This window comes from Mesorhizobium loti (genome assembly GCA_014189435.1).
GTDB lineage: Bacteria > Pseudomonadota > Alphaproteobacteria > Rhizobiales > Rhizobiaceae > Mesorhizobium > Mesorhizobium loti_G.
The window spans coordinates 3,632,646-3,652,642 of the sequence record CP050293.1; the positions used below are offsets into that span (position 1 = coordinate 3,632,646).

The 19,997-nt window shown below is 62.3% G+C and carries 22 protein-coding genes; 4 read left to right on the top strand and 18 right to left on the bottom strand.

Annotated features, from left to right (window positions below):
* Window positions 1-52 precede the first annotated feature (52 nt).
* From HB777_17910 to HB777_17975, 14 genes are all read right to left on the bottom strand, one after another.
* Window positions 53-571 carry a PaaI family thioesterase gene (locus HB777_17910; protein ID QND65596.1) on the bottom strand — a complete coding sequence of 173 codons (519 nt, stop codon included), beginning with the start codon at window positions 569-571 and terminating at the stop codon, window positions 53-55.
* Window positions 568-1,344 (bottom strand): DNA repair protein RecO, encoded by a 777-nt coding sequence (recO, locus tag HB777_17915; protein ID QND65597.1) that lies wholly within the window; start codon window positions 1,342-1,344, stop codon window positions 568-570. The genes HB777_17910 and recO overlap by 4 nt, the downstream gene beginning before the upstream one ends.
* Before the next feature lie 137 nt (window positions 1,345-1,481).
* A complete protein-coding gene (locus HB777_17920) occupies window positions 1,482-2,654 on the bottom strand; it encodes a porin (GenBank protein QND65598.1) in 1,173 nt (390 codons plus the stop codon).
* Between the two features lie 609 nt (window positions 2,655-3,263).
* Window positions 3,264-3,638: an ABC transporter ATP-binding protein gene (locus HB777_17925; GenBank protein ID QND65599.1), complete on the bottom strand. Its 375-nt coding sequence runs from the start codon at window positions 3,636-3,638 to the stop codon at window positions 3,264-3,266.
* Between the two features lie 46 nt (window positions 3,639-3,684).
* Window positions 3,685-4,578 carry an aminoglycoside phosphotransferase family protein gene (locus HB777_17930; GenBank protein QND65600.1) on the bottom strand — a complete coding sequence of 298 codons (894 nt, stop codon included), beginning with the start codon at window positions 4,576-4,578 and terminating at the stop codon, window positions 3,685-3,687.
* 86 nt (window positions 4,579-4,664) lie between these two features.
* A complete protein-coding gene (locus HB777_17935; protein ID QND65601.1) occupies window positions 4,665-5,591 on the bottom strand; it encodes a GTPase Era in 927 nt (308 codons plus the stop codon).
* Window positions 5,588-6,343 carry a ribonuclease III gene (gene rnc / locus HB777_17940; GenBank protein QND65602.1) on the bottom strand — a complete coding sequence of 252 codons (756 nt, stop codon included), beginning with the start codon at window positions 6,341-6,343 and terminating at the stop codon, window positions 5,588-5,590. The genes HB777_17935 and rnc overlap by 4 nt, the downstream gene beginning before the upstream one ends.
* Window positions 6,343-7,092 (bottom strand): signal peptidase I, encoded by a 750-nt coding sequence (gene lepB / locus HB777_17945; GenBank protein QND65603.1) that lies wholly within the window; start codon window positions 7,090-7,092, stop codon window positions 6,343-6,345. Before lepB ends, rnc begins: the two co-directional genes overlap by 1 nt.
* Before the next feature lie 78 nt (window positions 7,093-7,170).
* Window positions 7,171-7,584: a holo-ACP synthase gene (locus HB777_17950; GenBank protein ID QND65604.1), complete on the bottom strand. Its 414-nt coding sequence runs from the start codon at window positions 7,582-7,584 to the stop codon at window positions 7,171-7,173.
* Window positions 7,581-8,180 carry a DUF2062 domain-containing protein gene (locus tag HB777_17955; GenBank protein ID QND65605.1) on the bottom strand — a complete coding sequence of 200 codons (600 nt, stop codon included), beginning with the start codon at window positions 8,178-8,180 and terminating at the stop codon, window positions 7,581-7,583. Before HB777_17955 ends, HB777_17950 begins: the two co-directional genes overlap by 4 nt.
* Before the next feature lie 253 nt (window positions 8,181-8,433).
* On the bottom strand, window positions 8,434-8,814 hold the full coding sequence (locus HB777_17960) for a VOC family protein (GenBank protein ID QND65606.1): 381 nt from the start codon (window positions 8,812-8,814) through the stop codon (window positions 8,434-8,436).
* A 27-nt stretch (window positions 8,815-8,841) separates the two neighbouring features.
* Window positions 8,842-9,420, bottom strand: a complete 579-nt coding sequence (locus tag HB777_17965; GenBank protein QND65607.1) for an orotate phosphoribosyltransferase — start codon at window positions 9,418-9,420, stop codon at window positions 8,842-8,844.
* A gap of 65 nt (window positions 9,421-9,485) precedes the next feature.
* Window positions 9,486-11,714, bottom strand: coding sequence for a bifunctional (p)ppGpp synthetase/guanosine-3',5'-bis(diphosphate) 3'-pyrophosphohydrolase (locus HB777_17970; protein ID QND65608.1), 2,229 nt, complete (start codon window positions 11,712-11,714; stop codon window positions 9,486-9,488).
* A 128-nt stretch (window positions 11,715-11,842) separates the two neighbouring features.
* The gene (locus tag HB777_17975) at window positions 11,843-12,244 is read right to left on the bottom strand and encodes a DNA-directed RNA polymerase subunit omega (GenBank protein QND65609.1); all 402 of its coding nucleotides are present in this window, start codon (window positions 12,242-12,244) and stop codon (window positions 11,843-11,845) included.
* Between the two features lie 327 nt (window positions 12,245-12,571).
* Between HB777_17975 and HB777_17980 the strand changes: the two genes are divergently transcribed.
* Together HB777_17980 and HB777_17985 are read left to right on the top strand one after the other, a co-directional pair.
* The gene (locus tag HB777_17980) at window positions 12,572-13,153 is read left to right on the top strand and encodes an NYN domain-containing protein (GenBank protein ID QND65610.1); all 582 of its coding nucleotides are present in this window, start codon (window positions 12,572-12,574) and stop codon (window positions 13,151-13,153) included.
* A gap of 11 nt (window positions 13,154-13,164) precedes the next feature.
* Window positions 13,165-13,821 carry a uracil-DNA glycosylase gene (locus tag HB777_17985; GenBank protein QND65611.1) on the top strand — a complete coding sequence of 219 codons (657 nt, stop codon included), beginning with the start codon at window positions 13,165-13,167 and terminating at the stop codon, window positions 13,819-13,821.
* Window positions 13,822-13,830: 9 nt separating this feature from the next.
* Here the strand turns inward: HB777_17985 and HB777_17990 are convergent, their stop codons facing one another.
* Window positions 13,831-14,844: a zinc-binding alcohol dehydrogenase family protein gene (locus HB777_17990; protein QND65612.1), complete on the bottom strand. Its 1,014-nt coding sequence runs from the start codon at window positions 14,842-14,844 to the stop codon at window positions 13,831-13,833.
* 110 nt (window positions 14,845-14,954) lie between these two features.
* On the opposite strand from HB777_17990, the gene HB777_17995 reads away from it, so the two are divergent.
* Window positions 14,955-15,317: a helix-turn-helix transcriptional regulator gene (locus HB777_17995; protein ID QND65613.1), complete on the top strand. Its 363-nt coding sequence runs from the start codon at window positions 14,955-14,957 to the stop codon at window positions 15,315-15,317.
* 37 nt (window positions 15,318-15,354) lie between these two features.
* On the opposite strand, the gene HB777_18000 is transcribed toward HB777_17995, so the two are convergent.
* The 3 genes from HB777_18000 to HB777_18010 form a co-directional block, all read right to left on the bottom strand.
* The gene (locus HB777_18000; protein ID QND65614.1) at window positions 15,355-16,083 is read right to left on the bottom strand and encodes a glycoside hydrolase family 25 protein; all 729 of its coding nucleotides are present in this window, start codon (window positions 16,081-16,083) and stop codon (window positions 15,355-15,357) included.
* Window positions 16,084-16,183: 100 nt separating this feature from the next.
* Complete coding sequence (gene smpB, locus HB777_18005) at window positions 16,184-16,663, bottom strand: SsrA-binding protein SmpB (GenBank protein ID QND65615.1); 480 nt, start codon at window positions 16,661-16,663, stop codon at window positions 16,184-16,186.
* Window positions 16,664-16,688: 25 nt separating this feature from the next.
* Window positions 16,689-17,570, bottom strand: a complete 882-nt coding sequence (locus HB777_18010) for a 4-hydroxy-tetrahydrodipicolinate synthase (protein ID QND65616.1) — start codon at window positions 17,568-17,570, stop codon at window positions 16,689-16,691.
* A gap of 247 nt (window positions 17,571-17,817) precedes the next feature.
* Between HB777_18010 and HB777_18015 the strand changes: the two genes are divergently transcribed.
* Window positions 17,818-19,863, top strand: a complete 2,046-nt coding sequence (locus HB777_18015; protein QND65617.1) for a lytic transglycosylase domain-containing protein — start codon at window positions 17,818-17,820, stop codon at window positions 19,861-19,863.
* Window positions 19,864-19,997 lie beyond the last annotated feature (134 nt).

Here is a 19,997-nt window from a genome sequence, read left to right on the forward strand (position 1 = left end):
TGACGTTCAGTCTCACTGACATTCAAATGCGGCGGCCAAACGGCCAGAAAACTCAACGCGCCGCCAGATTGGCGGCCGGAAAGATCGAGCATGTTTCGGTGCCGAAAGCCAGCAGCTTGCCGCCTGCATCCTTCAACGTCGCCTCCGACACGGCCAATGTGCGGCCTTTGTGGACGACTTTGCCCTCGCAGACCACCTCGCCGGTTTTCGGCGTGATGGGCCGCGTCAAATTCACCTTGAACTCCGCCGTCGTATAGGCCTCGCCCTTTTCGAGCAGCGTCTGCACGGCGCAGGCCAGTGCCGAATCGAGCAGTGTCGCCGCCCAGCCGCCATGCACGCTGCCCAGCGGGTTGAGGTAGCGCTCGTTGGGCACGCCACGGAACACGGCCCGGCCTTCCGATACTTCGGTCAGTGCGAAGCTGAGCTGGAAGGAGATCGGCGGGGCCGGACACTTGCCGTCGACGATGCGCTGCAGCAGCTCCAGGCCGGTGTATTTCAGCATGTCGGCGTGCGGAATGGTGCCGAGGCCGAGCGGCGAGACCCGGCCGGGATAAAGTTCGACCTCGCTCATGTGATGATTTCTCTGGCCGCGTTCTCGCCAGCTATGGTCTTGCCGCGCGCGTGGTGCTTGCGCAAGGCGGCAAGGAAGCCGGCGCGAGCGTCCGGCGGCTCGATGCCGCGCGGCTCATAGACATGGCGGGTGAAGAAGAAACCGGTCAGCCGGAAGGCGTCGTCGACCGCAGCCGGGTCGGCGCGCAGGCCGGAGCCGCGCTGCAGAAAGGCCGGCAGAGCCAGCATCTTGTCGCGCCATGGCAGACCTGCTTCGCGCGACACCGCTCGACCCGACTTTGGCGAGACATAGGCCAGGTCCTGCCGCGTGCCGGTGGCGGCACATTGGCTGAGATCGAGGCCGAAGCCGAGTTCGTCCAGCACCAGAAGCTCGAAGCGCGCCACCAGTTCGCCGGCAGCATCGGCATCGTCAAGATGGACGATCATCACGGCAAGCGTTTCGTAAAGACCTTCATGAGCGTCGCGCTCGGGCAACAGGCGCAGATGCGCGGCCATGGTCTGCAACCCATAGACGGCGACGGCGCTGTCCATCAGCCGGGCGGCGTTCATCTCGATCGCCTCGGCCTGGAACGTGCCGAGATGCTCGTCAAGGCGCGCTCGCCATAACAGGTCGACGCGATTGCCAGGTTGGAGAACGGGCTGCTGCTTGCGCGAGCGGCCACCACGAACAAGGCCGAGATGACGGCCATGCGCGCGCGTCATCACCTCGAGAATGGCGCTGGTTTCGCCATGCTTGCGGGTGCCGAGAATGATTCCCTCGTCGCGCCATTCCATGCCAGGAGCTTTTCACCGGTTGGATGGCGAAATCAAGGTATGGGTTTGGTGCCCGACGGGCCGACACCTCACATCAGCATACAAAAAGCCGCCCGCAGCGATATGCTGCGGGCGGTCTGGTAAGGTCAGTCTATCCGTTAGAACGAGCGCTGGAAGCGGAGAATGCCGCCGATGTTGCTCTTCTTGCTAGCCTTGGTCCAGTTGCTGAAATCGGCGTCGCCGAACTTTCCCGCATTGAGGTAGTCGACTTCAGCCGTGACCGTAAAGCCGGGCACAACGGTGTAGGCAACGTTGGCGGCGATGCCGAGGTTCTTCCAGTCGTCATAGGAAACCTGGGCGTTGAACGAAGTCTTGTCGTTGAACTTGTAGGTGCCGCCGCCCCAGACTGCCCAGTTGCCGCCCCACTGCTTGTAGAAGCCGCGACCGCTGGCATCGATGGCGTTGCCCGCATTGTCGTTGAGGTTGTCGTCTGTGCCGTAGCCGGCCATCAAGAACAGCGACAATTCGTTGGTTGCCTTGACGTCAAGGCGAACCTTGCCGGCGACCTCTTCGTAGTTGCTGTCATAGGCGACGACGCCCGTGATCGAACCCCAGTCGCCCTTGTACTTCAAGCCGCCGACGACATGCGGAACATAGCTGTCGATGGTGCCGACCTTGCCGGCGCCTTCTTCGAGAGAAACCAACCCCGTGAGGCCGTTGCCTGCGTCGAAGTAGTACTGAACGACGTTGCTCTCCTGCCCGCCATACGGAACCAGCGTATCCTGGATGACGTTGCCGGCATAGCCGATGAACGTATCGAAAGCCGTGTCGTCCTTGCCGACGCGCAGGCCGCCGAGCTGAATCCAAGCGAAACGCAGCGAGAGAGACTTGTTACGGCCTTGCCAGTCGTCCGCATTGGAGGCGGCTTGATTAAGATAGTCGCCGCTGCTGTTGCCGTAGTTGAAGCGCGTCTCGGTGTAGGTCTTGAGGGTACCGAGCTCGGTCTCCTGACCGGTCCAGGTCTTCAGCGTGAAGCGGGTGTTCTTGTAGTAGGTTGAGTGCGTGTCGCCGGCGCTCTGGTGGTCCGGAACGTGGTTGACGCCGTCGAGCGAGCCGGCATCGCCGACGCCGATGTCATAACGGACATAGCCGCCGATGCGCAGGCAGGTCTCGGTGCCCGGGATGTAGAAGTAGCCGGCGCCGTAGACGTCGCAGATCTTGACGTATTCGGCCGGTTCCGGTTCGGCGACGACGACAGCGTCGGCGGCGCGTGCGCCGCTGACCGCGATCAGTGCCGCGGCTGAGCCGAGAAGGAGGCTCTTGATGTTCATTTTCTGACCTCTCCAGTCAAAGTTTTAAATGGCTTCGGATTTGTGGCTGGCGGCAATGTTTTCCCGCCTCACCCCCACAACGAAAAAGGCTCGCACCGCTTCCCCTTTTCGTGGGCGAACATACCCATCGATCTTCCGCCTTCAATGACGATTTCCGAAATAACGCCGATTCCGTGAACAGATTAATGCTGTGTTGCACAAATAACACTAACCCTAACAGCGAATGGCACAAATGGCACAACGTCATATATTCAATATATATGCAGATACTTTCGCGACTAACTATACTTTCAGTTGGAAACATTTCTACTATGATCGCAAAATTCGCAATATCTACCTGATTTTACCCGAAATCGACCTGATTTATGCCGCGTCCATTCACTGTCGGATGGCGTTATCTCGCCTGATCGCGCTCTGTCATTGCGACAATGCATCGACGTCGCCCGCCAGGCCGGCCGGCGCTTGCGGCGGCGATTGAACATGCCAAAACGCTGTCGCTTTGCTGATTGTGACAGTGGCACCTCTTCACATATGGCTGCGTCGTCGGCGGGCTAGCTGGTCGCGTGCCAATTGAGACGCATCGTCACGACAAAAGGCGGCCCTGGTCTTTCAGTCGACTTCGGCGACACAGGCGACGTGATCCCCCGCACCGATCAGGCGAATCGGCACGCCATAGGTCCGGGAAAGCATCGTCTCGGTCAGGATATCCTTGGTGGCGCCAAGCGACGGCGAGTGATTCGGCGACAGAATCAAAGTCTGGTCGGCAAGGCTGAAGGCATGGTCCGGTGCGTGGGTGGTGAAGATGACGGCGAGGCCGGCCTTTGCCAGCCGACGCGTCAGCGACAGGAAGCGGGCCTGATTGGCGAAATCGAGATGCGCGGTCGGCTCGTCGAGGATCATCAGCTTCGGCGCCTGGACCAGCACATGGCGCAAGCTGCCTGCCGCATAGACCTGGATCGCAGAGGGATCAGAAGGTGTCGCCATGGCTGTTATCCCTGCAAAAGAGGTCCGAACTCAATCGTCCAGCGCCTCACGCCCTGCGTGCGTGATCGGCAAGCACTTCATCGATCACATGATGGGATTTTTCAACCTCGCCCGGATTGACGCCGATGTGGCCGGCGACCGTGATCAGCGCCTTCCAAAGCGTCCAGCCGCGACCACGCGCCCACATCGCCTCGTCTGCGGTGAGGCCCGCACGAAATGCCTCCCGGCTTTTGCCTTCAAACAATGTCCACGCAATCGCCAGATCGCAGGCGGGATCGCCGACGCCTGAGGTTCCGAAGTCGATCACCGCGCTCAACCGGCCTTGCCTGACCAGCAAATTTCCCCAACTGACGTCACCGTGGAACCAGACCGGCGCGCCATGCCATGGCGCGGCAAGTGCTGCCTCCCACACGGCACTGGCGGCGTCCGTATCGGTCCTGCCGTCGAGGACGGCAATCGCTTGCCGGGTTTCTCCATCGTAGACGCTGAGCGGTCCGCCACGAAAGAAGTTGTGCTGTCCCGGCGCCGGTCCGCCGGTGGCATCGATCCGCTGCAACGCGACCAGGAACGCGGCCAGTTCGGCCGCGAATTGCGGCAGGTTGGTGATACGTTCGCGCGTTGCCGTCTCGCCTTTTATCCAGCGGTAGACGGACCAATGCCAAGGATAGTTTTCGGTCGGCACCCCCATCGCCAATGGCACGGGGATCGGCAGCGGCAGCAGCGGTGCCAGCTTCGGCAGCCAGCGATGTTCCTTTTCCACTTGTAAGGAATAGGCCGCGGCGCTCGGCAGCCTCACGGTCATCTCGTTGCCCAGATGGAAGGTCCTGTTGTCCCAGCCGCCAAACTCAACCGGCCTGACCGCAAGATCCTTCCAGCGGGGAAACTGCGTGGCGATCAATCGGCTGACAAGCGCTGTGTCGATGTTCGGCTTGCTGTCCATGAACCCTTAGTGTTTCGACTCAGTTCCCAACGGCAGCGCGATGCGCCCTTCCGGGAAAACCGTTTCACACTTTTCCTGGAATTTGCTTAGCGCGGAAACTCGAGCCCCATTTCGCGGTAGCGCTCGGGGTCGTCGCCCCAGTTCTCGCGCACCTTGACGAACAGGAACAGGTGCACCTTCTGTTCGAGGATGCCTGCTATCTCCATGCGCGCCGACTGACCAATGGCGCGGATGGTCTCGCCCTTGTGGCCGAGCACGATCTTCTTCTGGCTGTCGCGCTCGACATAGATGGTCTGGTCGATGCGCACCGAACCATCGGGCTTCTCTTCCCATTTCTCTGTCTCGATATGCGAGGAATAGGGCAGTTCCTGATGCAGCCTGAGATAGAGCTTTTCGCGGGTGATCTCGGCGGCGAGCTGGCGCATCGGCAGGTCCGAGATCTGGTCTTCCGGGTAGTACCAGGGACCAGCCGGCAGAGCCTCGGCCAGATAATCGAGCACGTCCTTGCAGCCGGAACCGGTCAGCGCGGAAACCATGAAGGTGCGCTTGAACGGCACCCTTTCGTTGGCTGCCGCCGACAAGGCCAAAAGCGCCTCGTGCTTGACGCGGTCGACCTTGTTGAGGATCAGCACCATCGGCTGGCGCACATCCTTCAGCCGTTCGAGGATGGCGTCGGCATCGCCCCTGATGCCGCGCTCGGCGTCGATCAAAAGCAGCACGATATCGGCGTCCTTGGCCCCGCCCCAGGCGGTGGTCACCATCGCCGTGTCCAGCCGCCGCTTCGGCTTGAAGATGCCGGGCGTGTCGACGAAAACGATCTGCGCATTGTCATGCGTGGCAATGCCGCGCACGATGGCGCGCGTCGTCTGCACCTTGTGGGTGACGATCGACACCTTGGCGCCGACCAGTTGGTTGACCAGCGTCGACTTGCCCGCATTGGGCGCGCCTATCAGTGCGACGAAGCCGGAATGCGTGGGGGCAGCTTCCGTTGCCGGCTCTTCGGTGGCGGTCATGCCGCGCTCCCTTCATTAGGGCGCCGCGCGCCCTCCGTTTTTTGGGTCGATGTGTCGACCCAGACGCCTTCGCGCAAAAGAAATGCCGAAGCCGCCGCTTCTTCGGCGGCCCTGCGGGAGCCGCCAGTGCCGCTTATCGGCGCAAAACCGCGGACCTGCAAGGACACCGTGAAGACAGGCTGATGGTCAGGCCCTTCGCGTTTTTCGATCACATATTCGGGGCGCGCATCGCTGGTCTTGGCAATCCATTCCTGCAAATCGGATTTCGGATTGAGCGGCTTTGCCACGACGGTGCGCGAGCGCGGCTCCCAGTAACGCAGGACAAACCGCCGCGCGGCGTCGATGCCACCGTCGACATAAACCGCCGCGATCAGAGCTTCGACCGCATCCGCCAGATAGTTTCCGCCCGAGCCACGCGAGCGCATCTTCAAGGCAGCGTCGGCCCGGACCAGATCCTCGAGCTGCATTTCGATGCCGATCTCGGAGCATGTCCGAGCATCGACCAGCGCATTGAAGCGTGGCGCGATTTCACCCTCCGGCGCGTCAGGGAACTTTTCGAAAAGCATGTCGGCGACCACAAGCCCAAGCACGCGGTCGCCAAGGAATTCGAGACGCTGATTGTTGCTTGCCGCCTTGACCGCACTGGAATGCGTCAAGGCGGTCTCAAGCAGTCGAATGTCCTGGAAGACATGGCCGGTCTTGGCCTTGACCAAACCGGCCAGTGTTTCGCCTGTCGGGCGCTTCAAAGCCATCAATTGACGAAGTGGAATAGGCGCGAAGCGCGCATCAGCGACGGCCATTTCCAGATTTCGAGCGGGCTCGCCTTGCCGGCAATCGAGAAGAAGACAAGGTTGGCGCGGCCAACCAGATTTTCCTCGGGAACGTAGCCGACGGTGAAACGACTGTCGGCGGAATTGTCCCTGTTGTCGCCCATCATGAAATAGTGGCCAGGCGGCACGTCGAATTCGCGCGTGTTGTCGCCGATCGAGTTCGGATTCAGGTCGAGCGTGTCGTAGCTGACGCCATTGGGCAGGGTCTCGCGATAGACATCGATAGGCCGCGATTCCTCGGTGATGTCGGGATTGTCGATCTGGCCGGTTTTCACGCGCGGCACGCCGACGCCATTGATGAACAGCTGGCCGTCCTTGACCTGGATCTTGTCGCCCGGCAGGCCGACGACGCGCTTGATGTAGTCGACAGACGGATCAGGCGGGAATTTGAACACCGCCACGTCGCCGCGCTTGGGCTCGGAGCCCCAGATGCGGCCCGAAAAGATGTCGGGGCCGAAAGGCAGCGAGTAGCGCGAATAGCCGTAGGACCATTTGGTGACGAACAGATAGTCGCCTTCCAGAAGCGTCGGCCGCATCGATCCCGACGGGATCGAAAAAGGCTGGAACAGCAGCGTACGGATGACCAGGGCGAGCAAAAGCGCCTGGACGATGACGCTGACGGTCTCGCCAAGCCCGCCGGATTTCTTCTCGGATTTTTCAGCCACGCTCATGTCGTCCTCGATTGTGCGTTGGATGGTATAGAGTCTCGGCGCGCGCTGGGCAACGTCAATGCCGGTCGTCAGATGCAATCAATGTGGCGCTTCTTCGACGGGCAACGCCTCGATGATCACAAAGGCTTGAGCGAGCGGGAAATCATCCGTGATGGTGAGGTGGATCGCTGCCCGATGGCCCTTTGGCAGGATTTTGTCCAGCCTGGCCTGCGCCCCTCCAGTCAGCGCCATGGTTGGCGCGCCACTGGGCAGGTTGACGACGCCCATGTCGCGCCAGAACACGCCTTGCGCCAGACCAGTGCCCAACGCCTTGGCGCAGGCCTCCTTGGCGGCGAAACGCTTGGCATAGGAGGCCGCACGCGCCCGGCGCCCTTCGGAGCGGGCCTGCTCGAGGTCGGTGTAGATTCTCTGGATGAAGCGCTGGCCGTGACGCTCCAGCGACTTTTCGATGCGTCTGATATCGATCAGGTCGCTGCCGATGCCGATGATCATCGTGCGGTGGAACCGATGCTTGCGCTGGGATGCGACGATTGCGCATGACGGACCGCGCGCTCGGCCAGGCGCTTGCGCCGCTGTTCGCGGAAAGCGTTCATGCCCCAGCGCGTGATGGCGTAGAACAAGAGCCCGAACACCAGGCCGAGCGGCACCGCGCCGATCAGCATCGGCTCAAGGATAGGTTTCCACAATTGCGCAAAGGAGAGGTTATGCAGCATCTCGCCCAGATGCGCCGGCGGGCCGTGCGCCGGCAACCGGTCATGCAAGATGAGCTTGCCTGTCTCCCAGGATGCGCCCCACAGCAACGGGAAGGTCAGCGGGTTGCCGAAAAAAACCGCGCCCAGGGCCGCCGCCACCAGATTGCCGGCAATCACCCAGCACAGGATGGCGGCAATGATGAAATGGAAACCGACGGGAAAGAAAGAGGCGAAGACGCCGGCCGCAACACCGGCCGCCACCGCATGCGGTGTGGCCTTCAGCCTCAGGATGCGCTTGGAAAAATACTGAAGAGAGCGCGAAAACGAGCGGCGCGGCCAAAGGTAGGTACGCACACGTTCGAAAAGGCCATCAGGCTTGCGGCGTCGAAAAAGCACTCTGTTCCCGTTCCACAGCTCCCGCGCCGGCAGCTTAAGCCGGACGTGACAGCCACATCTTGCGCTTGACGATCACCCTATGGCAACCGCAACCTTATATAACGACGCGCTGGCGCAAGAACAACCAAACACCGAATGTGCGGCGCGCTGTTGCCGCCCTTCGGGGTGGCAGGTATTGCTTCGAACATTGGACAATCGCGGCGAATTTAAGGAACAGGCAGTCGCATCGCCGAAAGTGCTGCGTCGCCGGCGGCTATGGCAGGTATTCGCTGACCTCGACCAGATTGCCGTCCGGGTCGCGGAAATAGACCGACATCATAGGACCTCGGGCTCCGACACGTCCGACCGGACCGAGTTCCACCACCACACCGTTGGCCTCGAGACGGTCGCAGACTTCACCCAGCGGCCGGTCGGTGACCAGGCAGAAGTCGCCAGAGCCGGGCGTAGGTGCCTTCGCCTTCGGTTCGAAGGTGCGGCCGACTTCATGCACGTTGATCTTCTGATTGCCGAAAGCCAGCGCCGTCGGCCGGCCCGGCGTATCGATGCGCTCAAAGCCCAGCACGCGCTGATAAAAGGCGCAGGTCACTTCCAGCGAAGCGACGGTCAGCACGAAATGATCGATGCCGGCGATCATTTTCGCCTCCCCCAGTCCAAACACTCGTCAGATGTTGCGGCTTCCGGGCTTGATCGCCGGGATGGCGGCCAGCTCCGGCGGCAGCCGATCAGCCGGATAGGCCGGAACCTCGTATTCGGCGAGCGCGATCAGCGGCACGCCGACATCGGTCTTGCCCGCCGAACGGTCGATGATACAGGCCGCGGCAACCACTTCGGCGCCAAGCTCGCGCAGGCACTCGATGGTCTCGCGGATCGACAGGCCGGTGGTGACGATGTCCTCGACGATGACGACGCGCGAACCCCTGGCGATCTCGAAGCGGCGCAGGCGGAACTCGCCCCCTTCCCGCTCGACCCAGATCGCCGGCACGCCGAGATGGCGCGATGTCTCGTAGGCCGGGATCAGCCCGCCGATCGCCGGACCGACGACATAGTCGATCTTGCCAGGCACTGCCGCGCGGATCTTCTCGGCCAGCGCCTTGCACAGAAGCTCGGTCTTGTCGGCATGCATGAACACGCGTGCCTTCTGCAAGAAGACCGGACTGCGCAGGCCCGAGGTCAAAATGAAATGCCCTTCCAGAACAGCACCCGCCTCGCGGAAAATGCCAAGCACTTCATCGGTGTTCATGTCTGCCTCTTTTGATTGACCATGATCTTGTCCGAAAACCGGTTCCCACTTTTCGGGATCATGGTCTAGCCGTTCACGCGCCTTGCATCGCTGACACTCGAATTGTCCTTGAGCTGCGACAGCAGCCTGTTCAGGTGCTTCAGATCCCAGACTTCGAGATCGATCAGCATTTCGGTGAAGTCGGGCGCGGTACGCACCATCGACAGCGTATGGATGTTGGCGTCGTTCGACGCAACCACCTGGGCGATGTCGGCGAGCGAACCCGGTGCGTTGATGGCGGTGACCGAGACGCGCGCCGGAAAGCGCTCCTTGGTGCGCTCGTCAATGTCCCAGCGCACGTCGATCCAGCGCTCGGGCTGGTCGTCGAAAGCCTGCAGCGCCGGCGACTGGATCGGATAGATGGTGATGCCGGTGCCCGGCTGGACGATGCCGACGATGCGGTCGCCAGGCACCGCTCCTTCCGGCGCGAAACGCACCGGAAGGTCGCCGCGCACGCCGCGGATCGGCACGGCGCCATCGCGCGGCTGGTCTTTGTCCTTGCGCGCGGCGCGGCCCGGAATCTGGAACAGCATACCGGCGGCATTGCGGATCTTCGACCAGCCCTCCTCGCGCGGCTTGGGTGCGGCCGTGGTGACGCGCTCGTCCTTGTAGTCGGGAAACACCGCCTTCATGACGTCGGCGGAGGCAAGCTCGCCACGCCCGACCGAGGCCAGCACATCCTCGATGTCCTTGCGCGCCAGCCGGTGCAGCACCTGCTTGAGGCTCTCCTTGGTGAAGGTCTTGCCGGCGCGCTCGAAGGCGCGTTCCAGGATGCGGATGCCGAGACCCGAATATTGCTTGCGGATGGCGTTCTTGGTGGCGCGGCGGATCGCCGAGCGCGCCTTGCCGGTGACGACGACCGATTCCCAAGCCGCCGGCGGCACCTGCGCCTTGGAGCGGATGATCTCGACCTCGTCGCCGTTCTTCAGTTCCGTCATCAGCGGCATGATGCGGCCGTTGACCTTGGCGCCGACGCAGGTGTCGCCGACATCGGTGTGCACCGCATAAGCAAAGTCGATCGGTGTCGCGCCGCGCGGCAGCGCAATCAGCATGCCTTTCGGGGTGAAGCAGAACACCTGGTCCTGGAACAGCTCCAGCTTGGTGTTCTCGAGGAAATCCTCGGGATTGTCGCCCTCGGCAAGCTGCTCGATGGTGCGCCGCAGCCAGGCATAGGCGTTGGTTTCCTTCGAGATCGCGTGGGCAGCACCATTCGTCTTGCCGCCGGTGTCCTTGTAGATCGAATGCGCGGCGACGCCATACTCGGCGATCTTGTTCATCTCGCGGGTGCGTATCTGCAGTTCGACGCGCTGGCGCGACGGGCCGACGATGGTGGTGTGAATCGACCGGTAGTCGTTCTGCTTCGGCGTCGAGATGTAATCCTTGAAACGGCCAGGCACCATCGACCATGTGGTGTGGATGGCGCCAAGCGCCCGGTAGCAATCCTCGACCGTGTCGACGACGACGCGGAAGCCGAAAATATCGGACAGCTGCTCGAAGGACAGCGCCTTGGCCTCCATCTTGCGGAACACCGACCACGGCTTCTTCTGGCGGCTCTTCACACCTGCCTTGATCTCATGCTTTTCGAACAGCGTGGACAGCGCCTTCTCGATATCGGAGAGCACATCCTTGTTGCGCTCGAAGATTTCGGCGAGCCGGGCGGTGACAGCGCGATAGGCTTCCGGATTGATGTAGCGGAAGGCGAGCTCCTCCAACTCTTCGCGCATGCCTTGCATGCCCATGCGCCCGGCCAGCGGCGCATAGATGTCCATCGTCTCCTCGGCGATGCGCAGGCGCTTGGCCTCCGGCATATGATCGAGGGTGCGCATGTTGTGCAAACGGTCGGCGAGCTTGACCAGAAGGACGCGGACGTCTTCCGAAATCGCCAGCAGAAGCTTGCGCAGGTTTTCCGCCTGCTCGGCCTTCTTGGAGACGAGGTCAAGCTTCTTCAGCTTGGTCAACCCCTCGACCAGCTTGCCCATTTCGGGCCCGAACAGCTCATCGATCTCGGCCCGCGTCGCGGTGGTGTCCTCGATGGTGTCATGCAGCAGGGCGACCGCGATCGTCGCCTCGTCCATGTGCATTTCGGTGAGGATGGCGGCGACTTCGAGCGGGTGCGAGAAATAGGGGTCGCCGGAAGCGCGTTTCTGGTGGCCATGCTTCTGCATGGCGTAGACATAGGCCTTGTTGAGCAGCGCCTCGTTGACGTCAGGCTTGTAGCGCTGGACGCGCTCGACAAGCTCATACTGACGCATCATGGGCGGGATCTCGCGGTGCTGAAATGATTGATGCGCCGCACTAGCGTACGGCGCACCTCATAGATAGCCACGAAACTGACTGGACGGAAGTGCCGGAAACGTATTCCAGGCAGGTCCAGAGCGCTCGCTTAGTAGTCGTCGCTCTTTTCCGGCGGCACCAGACCCTCGATGCCGGCCAGGAGGTCTTCCTCGGTCATCCGGTCGAAAGTGATGTTCTCTTCGGTGTCATCGGCGTCGGTGGCCGCAACTGCGGCGCCGGTCTGATCGGCAATCGCCTCGCCATCGGCCTCGGGCTCGTCGACCTCGACATGCTTCTGCAGCGAATGGATCAGATCTTCCTTGAGATCGTCGGGCGACAGCGTCTCATCGGCGATCTCGCGCAGCGCCACGACCGGGTTCTTGTCGTTGTCACGCGGCACGGTGATCGGCGCGCCCTGGCTGATCTGCCGGGCGCGGTGGCCGGCCAAGAGCACCAGCTCGAAGCGGTTGTCGACCTTGTCGATGCAATCTTCAACGGTTACGCGGGCCATGGATGCCCCTTTCATGCGATGGATTTGATGGAAAACAGGCGCGGTCCATAACCCGAACGCCGCCAAAATACAAGCATCATGGCAATGGCCGGGCTGCAGGGCGCCCAATCCTTCGTTCGAACACCCGATTCGGCAAAACCTGTCTGTACTTATGCGTTGGGTGTCCCGATCACAATTGCTTGCAGTGCGCCAACACGCCCTTGGATTGCCGCGAAACTGGCGCTATCTCGGATGGCGTAGAGGTCAGCCGGTTTATTATGAGCCTGACCGAACGTCGCTACCGCATTTCGTTTAGACGGCCGTTTATTTCGAGAAGGAATATTTTCCATGTTCGACCCTCGTGAAAAAATCGCCCTATTCATCGACGGCGCCAATCTTTATGCGACGTCGCGCGCGCTCGGCTTCGACATCGACTACCGCAAGCTTCTGTCGAGCTTCCAGAAGCGTGGCTATCTGCTGCGCGCCTATTATTACACGGCACTGGTCGAGGATCAGGAATACTCCTCGATCCGTCCGTTGATCGACTGGCTCGACTATAACGGCTTCAAGGTGGTCACCAAGCCGGCCAAGGAATTCACGGACTCGACCGGCCGCCGCAAGATCAAGGGCAATATGGACATCGAGCTCACGGTGGATGCGCTGGAACTCGCCGATGTCGTCGACCACTACGTCATCTTTTCCGGCGACGGCGATTTCCGCACGCTGGTCGAGGCGCTGCAGCGGCGCGGCCGCAAGGTGTCTGTTGTCTCGACCATGGCTTCGCAGCCGCCGATGATCTCCGACGATCTGCGCCGCCAGGCCGACCATTTCATCGACCTGACGACGCTGAAGAACGAGGTCGGCCGCGATCCGTCCGAGCGGCCGGTGCGGCGGCCCGAGCCGGCCGAGGTCGACGAGGACGACTACTGAGGCCGGTCGCCTTGACCGCCCTTTCCGCCTCCGAACCCGGCCGCGACTGCCCGCTCTGCCCGCGGCTGCACGATTTCATCGCCGACTGGCGGCAGCGCGAACCATCCTGGTTCAATGCGCCGGTGCCGACTTTCCTGCCGCCGGAAGGTGAAGCCGCGGTTCAGTTGCTGATCGTCGGGCTGGCGCCCGGGCTGCGCGGCGCCAACCGCACCGGACGCCCTTTCACCGGCGACTATGCCGGCGACCTGCTCTACTCGACGCTGATTTCGCACGGTTTTGCGCGCGGCGAATTCAAGGCCAGACCCGACGACGGATTGGAACTGGTCGGGACAGCGATCACCAATGCGGTGCGCTGCGTGCCACCGGAGAACAAACCGGTGGGCGCCGAGATTGCCACCTGCCGGACATTCCTGGTGCCGACGATCGACCGGTTCCCCAATTTGCGCGCTGTGCTGGCGCTGGGATCGATCGCGCACCAGTCGACCGTGCGCGCTCTTGGCCAACGTGTCGCCGCCTACCCGTTCAAGCATGGCGGGCAGCTGCCGGCCGGCGGCCTCACGCTGTTTTCCAGCTATCACTGCTCACGCTACAACACCAATACCGGCGTGCTGACCGAAGCGATGTTCGTCAGCGTTTTCAGCCAGATAGCGGCGTTCCTGCGGACATAGCGCCGCCGTTCAAAACCCTTCCAGCACGATCTTTCCCTTGGCCTTGCCGGTCTCGATCAGCGCATGGGCGCGCTTCAGATTGGCGGCATTGATAGGACCAAACGTCTCGCCCAGGGTGGTGCGGATGGTGCCTGCGTCGACAAGCCGGGACAGTTCGTTCAGATGCTCACCCTGCACGGCCATGTCCTGCGTCTCGAACAGTGAGCGGGTGAACATCAGTTCCCAATGAACCGAAACGCTCTTGCGCTTGAACGGATTGATGTCGAGCGTCTGGGGATCGTCGATCAACCCAAAACGGCCCTGCGGCGCGATCAATTCGGCGATCTCGGCCAAATGTTTGTCAGTGTTGGTGGTCGAGAACACAAAGGCTGGAGCGCCGATGCCGAGGGCTGCCACTTCAGCAGCGAGCGGCCTGGAGTGGTCGACGACGTGATGGGCGCCAAGCCCAAGGACCCAGTCGCGCGTCTCGGGCCTTGACGCGGTGGCGATCACAGTCAGATCGGTCAGTTGGCGCGCAAGCTGCACCGCGATCGAGCCGACGCCGCCGGCGCCGCCGATGATCAGGATGGAATTCGTCACGCCAGTCACAGGTTTCTTCACATCGAGGCGGTCGAACAGGGTTTCCCAGGCGGTGATCGCTGTCAGCGGCAGTGCGGCGGCCTCGGCATAGCCGAGCGAGCTCGGTTTGCGGCCCACAAGGCGCTCGTCGACAAGGTGGAACTCGGCATTAGTGCCTTGCAGCGCCAGCGCACCGGAATAGAAGACATCGTCACCCGCCTTGAACAGGCTGGCATCTGGACCTGTCGCGACAACCCGGCCCGCGGCGTCCCAACCAAGCACCCGCCACGCTCCTGCTTCAGGGCGGGCGCTTCGCCGCACCTTGGTGTCGACCGGATTGACCGAGATCGCCTTCACCTCGACCAGCAATTGACGGCCTGTCGGCTCGGGCTTGGGCAGGTCGATGTCGACCAGCGACAACTCATCGGTGATGGGAGCTGGGATTTGATAGCCGACGGCGCGCATTTTGGTCTCCGCGATTGCTGTTGAGCGTTGTGCGGAGTAGAGATGCGGGTTATGTGCGCCAAGCGCAAGAATGCACATATAAAGCACATAGTGTCGAAAAGGATACCGTCATGCCGCGCATCCGCCATGAGCGATTCGATTGCAGCCCCGGCTGTGCCGTGGAGGGAACGCTCCGCTATATTGACGGCAAGTGGAAAGGGGTCGTGCTCTACCATTTGTTGGAAGGCACGATGCGCTTCAACGAGATACGCCGACGCATTCCGAATTGCACGCAGCGCATGCTGACCAACCAGCTGCGCGAGTTGGAGACGGATGGGCTGATTGCCCGCAAGGTCTATGCGCAGGTGCCGCCGAAGGTGGAATACAGCCTGACACCGCGTGGCAGAAGCCTGGAGCCGGTGATCACCGCCCTGAAAATCTGGGGCGATGCCAATGTCACGCTCACACCGGAGGTTTCCCAAGCCGCGGCATGAAACGACGGCGAACGATATCTGTCAGTGGTTCAGGGAATCACTGAGTTCCCGGAGCGACCGACGGTGCAGCGGACAGCGCGGCCAAAACGGCCGATCCGCCCTGCAGCACATTCAGATCGACATCGCCATTGATGCCGTCGACGCGACCCCTGTTGTGGTATTGCCAGTAGACCCAGTCGTCGCGGTCCGGCTCCAGAAGCAATGAGCGAAGCCAGAGCGGACGGGCAGCGATGCGCCCGGCATAGGTCTGCGCTGCCTCATCGGTCAGATAGACAATCGCAGGCTTGCCGAACGCTGCCTCGACAGGGGCGAGGAACGCCGCCAGTTCGGCGCTCAGTTGCTCGGGCGTCGGCCGTTGCGGGCAGTTGCCGCCGAATTCGATGTCGACGACCGGCGGCAGCAGCGGCCGGTCGTGCGGCACCACCGAGATGAAATTCTTCGCCTGGTCGGCGCCAGGCCGGCAGAAGGTGAAGAAATGATAGGCGCCGACGGCAAGACCGGCGGCGCGGGCCTCTTGCAGATTCCGCACGAAGGCATCGTCGACATGATCGCCGCCTTCGGTCGCCTTGATGACGGCAAAGGCGACATCGTCGGCGGCTACGCGCCGCCAGTCGATCTGGCCCTGATGATGGGAGACGTCGATGCCCCTGACCGGATATTTATCGCGGTCTGGCGAGAATGTGCGGAAGTACAGGAAGCCGCCAGCGGCAATGAGGCCCGCAAGGACCAGACCAACCGAGCCCCAGAGGACGATCCTGTTCTTCAAGACTATCCTCTTCGGTTTCCCGGTCCTTCGCTATGGCTCCGGGCGTTCGTCGCTCGAAAAGCCAAATCGTTGGCTTTTCGTCCGCTTCGCGGACCGCTCCTCACCCACGCTCTTTTAAGAGCCGACCCTTCTCGCGCGACCAGTCGCGCTGCTTCTCGGATTCGCGCTTGTCGTGCAGTTTCTTGCCGCGGCCGACGGCAAGCAGCAGTTTGGCGCGGCCCTGGTCGTTGAAATAAATCTTCAGCGGCACCAGCGTCATGCCTTCGCGGTCGACGCTCTGCGACAGTTTCGCCATCTCGCGCTTGTTGAGCAGCAGCTTGCGACGCCGGCGCGGCTCGTGGTTGAAGCGGTTGGCCTGCAGATATTCCGGCAGATAGGAGTTGATCAGCCAGATCTCGCCGCCTTCGACCGAGGCATAGCTGTCCTGGATGTTGGCCTGGCCCTGGCGCAGCGACTTGACCTCGGTGCCGGTCAGCACCAGACCGGCCTCGACCGTGTCGAGCACCTCGTAGGAAAACCGCGCCTTGCGGTTTTCCGAAACGGTCTTGTTGTTGGGATCGGCTTTTCTGACCTGGTTCATGATGCGGAGAGGTGGCGCCTCATCCCTAGTTTATCAAGCCGGCGTGCTTCATCGCCGCATCAATCTTTGCCGCGGTCACGTCCTCGACCGTGACAAGCGGCGAACGCAGCACATTCTCGACCTTGCCCAGCTTCGACAGTGCGTATTTGGCGCCGGAAACGCCAGGCTCCAGGAAGATCGCCTTGTGCAGCGGCAGCAGGCGATCCTGCAGATCCAGCGCCTTGGCGCTGTCGCCGGCAAGTGTTGCTTCCTGGAATTCGGCGCACAGCCGCGGCGCGACGTTCGACGTCACCGAAATGCAGCCGACGCCGCCATGCGCGTTGAAGCCAAGCGCCGAAGCATCCTCGCCCGAAAGCTGGATGAAATCCTTGCCGCACGTGGCGCGCTGCTCGGAAACCCGTTCGACCTTGCCGGTGGCATCCTTGACGCCGACGATGTTCTTGAAGTCGTGCGCGAGCCGGCCCATCGTCTCCGGCATCATGTCGATCACCGAGCGCGGCGGGATGTTGTAGATGATGATCGGCAGCTTGGTCGCCCTGGCGACAGCCGCAAAGTGCTCGTAGAGGCCGCGTTGTGTCGGCCTGTTGTAGTAGGGCGTGACGACCAAGGCGGCATCGGCACCGGCCTTCTCGGCATATTGCACGAGCCCGACGGCTTCCTCGGTGTTGTTGGAACCGGCGCCGGCAACGACCGGAACACGTCCCTTGGCAACCTCGATGCACACCTTGACGACCTGGCGGTGCTCGTCATGCGACAGCGTCGGCGACTCGCCGGTGGTGCCCACGGGAACCAAGCCTGTCGTGCCCTCCGCGAGTTGCCATTCGACGAAGGCGCGAAAGGCTTTCTCGTCGAAACGCCCGCTCTTTTCGAACGGTGTCACGAGCGCAGTAAGCGAGCCTCTCAGCATATCGTCCAACTCCTTGGCACTTCTGGTATTTTGTGTCGGTGTTTGTGGTCGCGCCTTCTAACCGAAAGCGAAGCGGCGCACCATAGTCTCGACATGGTTGCGCGGCAAGCATTGCCATGGTGCCAGCAAGCGCAATTCGAACGGCCTCGCTAACTCTTTGTTTACGGGCTCTTCACGACCTAAGTTTAGGCTTCGAGGCATCTTCGCCTGCTGGTAGAATGCCGGGACAAGGAAAGACGTAAGGATCATGCCGCGCCGTCGGCCTCACCTTTTCGCGCTGCTTGGCGCCACGCTCACGCTGATGCCGGGCATGGCGACGGGCGGCGGCGTCGATGTGCAGGTCACTTCGGCCATCCCGATGCCGGGCTCGGCCATGCCCAACCTGCAGGACAAGGCGCAACAGGCGCCCTCGCAGAGCGTCGCTCTCTTGAAGAGCGGGCTGGATGCGCTGGCGGCCGGCGATAGTCCCGGCGCCCGTAGCGTGCGCGATGGCCTTCCCGGCCACTCGCTCGACCAGCACATCCTTGCCTGGGCGATCGCGCTTTATGGCGGCGACAAGGTTCCGAGCGGCGATATCGCCGCCGCGGCGAAGATGCTGCCCAACTGGCCGGGCACCGTCGCCCTGCGCAAGAACAGCGAGCGCGCGCTCTATCGAGAGAACCCTGCCCCCGACATCGTCATTGCGGCGTTCGACGGCAGCCAGCCGCAGACATTCGAAGGCGTGATGGTTCTTGCCCGCGCCTATGTGGCGTCCGGCAACGTCAAGGCGGCTCGCTCGGTGCTGTCCCCATTCTGGCGCACCGCTATCCTGGAGGCCAAGGACGAGACGGCGCTGATCAAGGAATTCGGCGGCCTGATCCCGGCTGCCGACCACCGTTTTCGCATGGAGCGCATGTTCTATGCCGACCGCGCGAATTCCGCGCTGCGCGTCGCTGGCCTTGCCGGTGCCCAGCAGCTCGCCGATGCCTGGGCGGCGGCCGACAAAGGCGACAAGAACGCACCGAAACTGCTGAAGGCCGTGCCGGCGACGCAGCGTTCTGCCGGCTATTTCTTCGCGCAGGCCGAATATCTGCGCAAGCAAGAGGATTTTGCCGGCGCCGCGGCCATTGTGATGCAGGCACCGGCCGATCGCGACGCTCTGGTCGATCCGGATGCCTGGTGGGTCGAGCGCCGGGTGTTGTCGCGCGAATTGGTCGACGAGGGCGACATGAAGACGGCCTACCGGATCGTCGCCACGCACGCCGCCGAAAGTGCCACCAATGCGGCGGATGCTGAATTCCACGCCGGTTGGTACGCGCTGCGTGGCCTGAACGATCCCAGGCTTGCCGCAACGCATTTCGCACGCATCGCGGACCTGGCCCAAGGGCCGATGACGCTGTCGCGTGCCTATTACTGGCTCGGCCGTGCGGCGGAAGTCGGCGGTCCAGGCAATGCCAAGGACTATTTTGCACGCGCCGCAGCCTACGGCACGACATTTTACGGCCAGCTTGCCGCCGAACGCGTCGGCCGGCAGGCGCTGAACATCGTCTATCCCTCTCCAAGTGCAGCCGACCGGCAGAATTTTGCCAACCGCGAGGCTGTCAGCGCCATCAAGCGGCTGCAGGAAGCGGGCTACGACCGCTATGCCGAAACGCTCTATCGCGACCTGGCCGGGCAGTTGACCAGCCCGGGGGAACTCGCGCTGCTCGCTGTCCTTGCGGAGAAGCAGGGCAACCATTTCATGGCGCTGAAAGTCGGCAAGATCGCCGGCGCGCGCGGCATCGATGTCGGCGCACTGTCGCATCCGCTCGGCGTCATTCCCGATTCGGCCAACATTTCCGGCTCGGGCAAGGCGCTGGCCTACGCCATCGCCCGCCAGGAGAGCGAATTCAACATCGGCGCCATATCCAGCGCCGGTGCGCGCGGCCTTCTGCAGCTGATGCCGGGAACCGCCAAGCAGTTGGCGAAGAAGGCCGGATTGCAGTTTTCACAGACACGGTTGACCACCGACGCCGGCTACAACGCGACGCTTGGTTCGGCCTTCCTCGGCGAACAGCTCGATCGCTTCAACGGCTCCTATGTGCTGACCTTTGCCGGCTACAATGCCGGCCCCAACCGGGCCAGCCAGTGGGTGGCCAGATATGGCGATCCGCGCGGCAAGGACATCGATGCCGTCGTCGACTGGATTGAGCGGATTCCCTACACGGAAACAAGAAGTTACGTTCAGCGTGTGATGGAGAATTACGAGGTCTACAAGATGCGTATTTCCGGCAAATACGATATCGTTGGAGATCTGGTGAACGGGCGGAGCTGAGGGGATAAGGACAGGCAAACCAAAGGCTGGCGCTCTACGGCGCCCCCCTCTGTCCTGCCGGACATCTCCCCCTCAAGGGGGGAGATCAGTGGCTTCATTGGCGGCGCGATTTCTTTGACGCTGACGATTGGCGA

Excerpts from the sequence above, each read along its gene's own strand:
- HB777_17910 (QND65596.1), bottom strand. The coding sequence starts at position 571 with ATGAGCGAGGTCGAACTTTATCCCGGCCGGGTCTCGCCGCTCGGCCTC.
- lepB (QND65603.1), bottom strand. The coding sequence starts at position 7,092 with ATGAGCGTGGCTGAAAAATCCGAGAAGAAATCCGGCGGGCTTGGCGAG.
- HB777_17970 (QND65608.1), bottom strand. The coding sequence starts at position 11,714 with ATGATGCGTCAGTATGAGCTTGTCGAGCGCGTCCAGCGCTACAAGCCT.
- HB777_18010 (QND65616.1), bottom strand. The coding sequence starts at position 17,570 with ATGCTGAGAGGCTCGCTTACTGCGCTCGTGACACCGTTCGAAAAGAGC.
- HB777_17950 (QND65604.1), bottom strand. The coding sequence starts at position 7,584 with ATGATCATCGGCATCGGCAGCGACCTGATCGATATCAGACGCATCGAA.
- HB777_17925 (QND65599.1), bottom strand. The coding sequence starts at position 3,638 with ATGGCGACACCTTCTGATCCCTCTGCGATCCAGGTCTATGCGGCAGGC.
- HB777_17990 (QND65612.1), bottom strand. The coding sequence starts at position 14,844 with ATGCGCGCCGTCGGCTATCAAATCCCAGCTCCCATCACCGATGAGTTG.
- rnc (QND65602.1), bottom strand. The coding sequence starts at position 6,343 with ATGGCTTTGAAGCGCCCGACAGGCGAAACACTGGCCGGTTTGGTCAAG.
- smpB (QND65615.1), bottom strand. The coding sequence starts at position 16,663 with ATGAACCAGGTCAGAAAAGCCGATCCCAACAACAAGACCGTTTCGGAA.
- HB777_17920 (QND65598.1), bottom strand. The coding sequence starts at position 2,654 with ATGAACATCAAGAGCCTCCTTCTCGGCTCAGCCGCGGCACTGATCGCG.
- HB777_17980 (QND65610.1), top strand. The coding sequence starts at position 12,572 with ATGTTCGACCCTCGTGAAAAAATCGCCCTATTCATCGACGGCGCCAAT.
- HB777_17995 (QND65613.1), top strand. The coding sequence starts at position 14,955 with ATGCCGCGCATCCGCCATGAGCGATTCGATTGCAGCCCCGGCTGTGCC.
- HB777_17935 (QND65601.1), bottom strand. The coding sequence starts at position 5,591 with ATGACCGCCACCGAAGAGCCGGCAACGGAAGCTGCCCCCACGCATTCC.
- HB777_17930 (QND65600.1), bottom strand. The coding sequence starts at position 4,578 with ATGGACAGCAAGCCGAACATCGACACAGCGCTTGTCAGCCGATTGATC.
- HB777_18015 (QND65617.1), top strand. The coding sequence starts at position 17,818 with ATGCCGCGCCGTCGGCCTCACCTTTTCGCGCTGCTTGGCGCCACGCTC.
- HB777_17960 (QND65606.1), bottom strand. The coding sequence starts at position 8,814 with ATGATCGCCGGCATCGATCATTTCGTGCTGACCGTCGCTTCGCTGGAA.
- HB777_17965 (QND65607.1), bottom strand. The coding sequence starts at position 9,420 with ATGAACACCGATGAAGTGCTTGGCATTTTCCGCGAGGCGGGTGCTGTT.
- HB777_17975 (QND65609.1), bottom strand. The coding sequence starts at position 12,244 with ATGGCCCGCGTAACCGTTGAAGATTGCATCGACAAGGTCGACAACCGC.
- recO (QND65597.1), bottom strand. The coding sequence starts at position 1,344 with ATGGAATGGCGCGACGAGGGAATCATTCTCGGCACCCGCAAGCATGGC.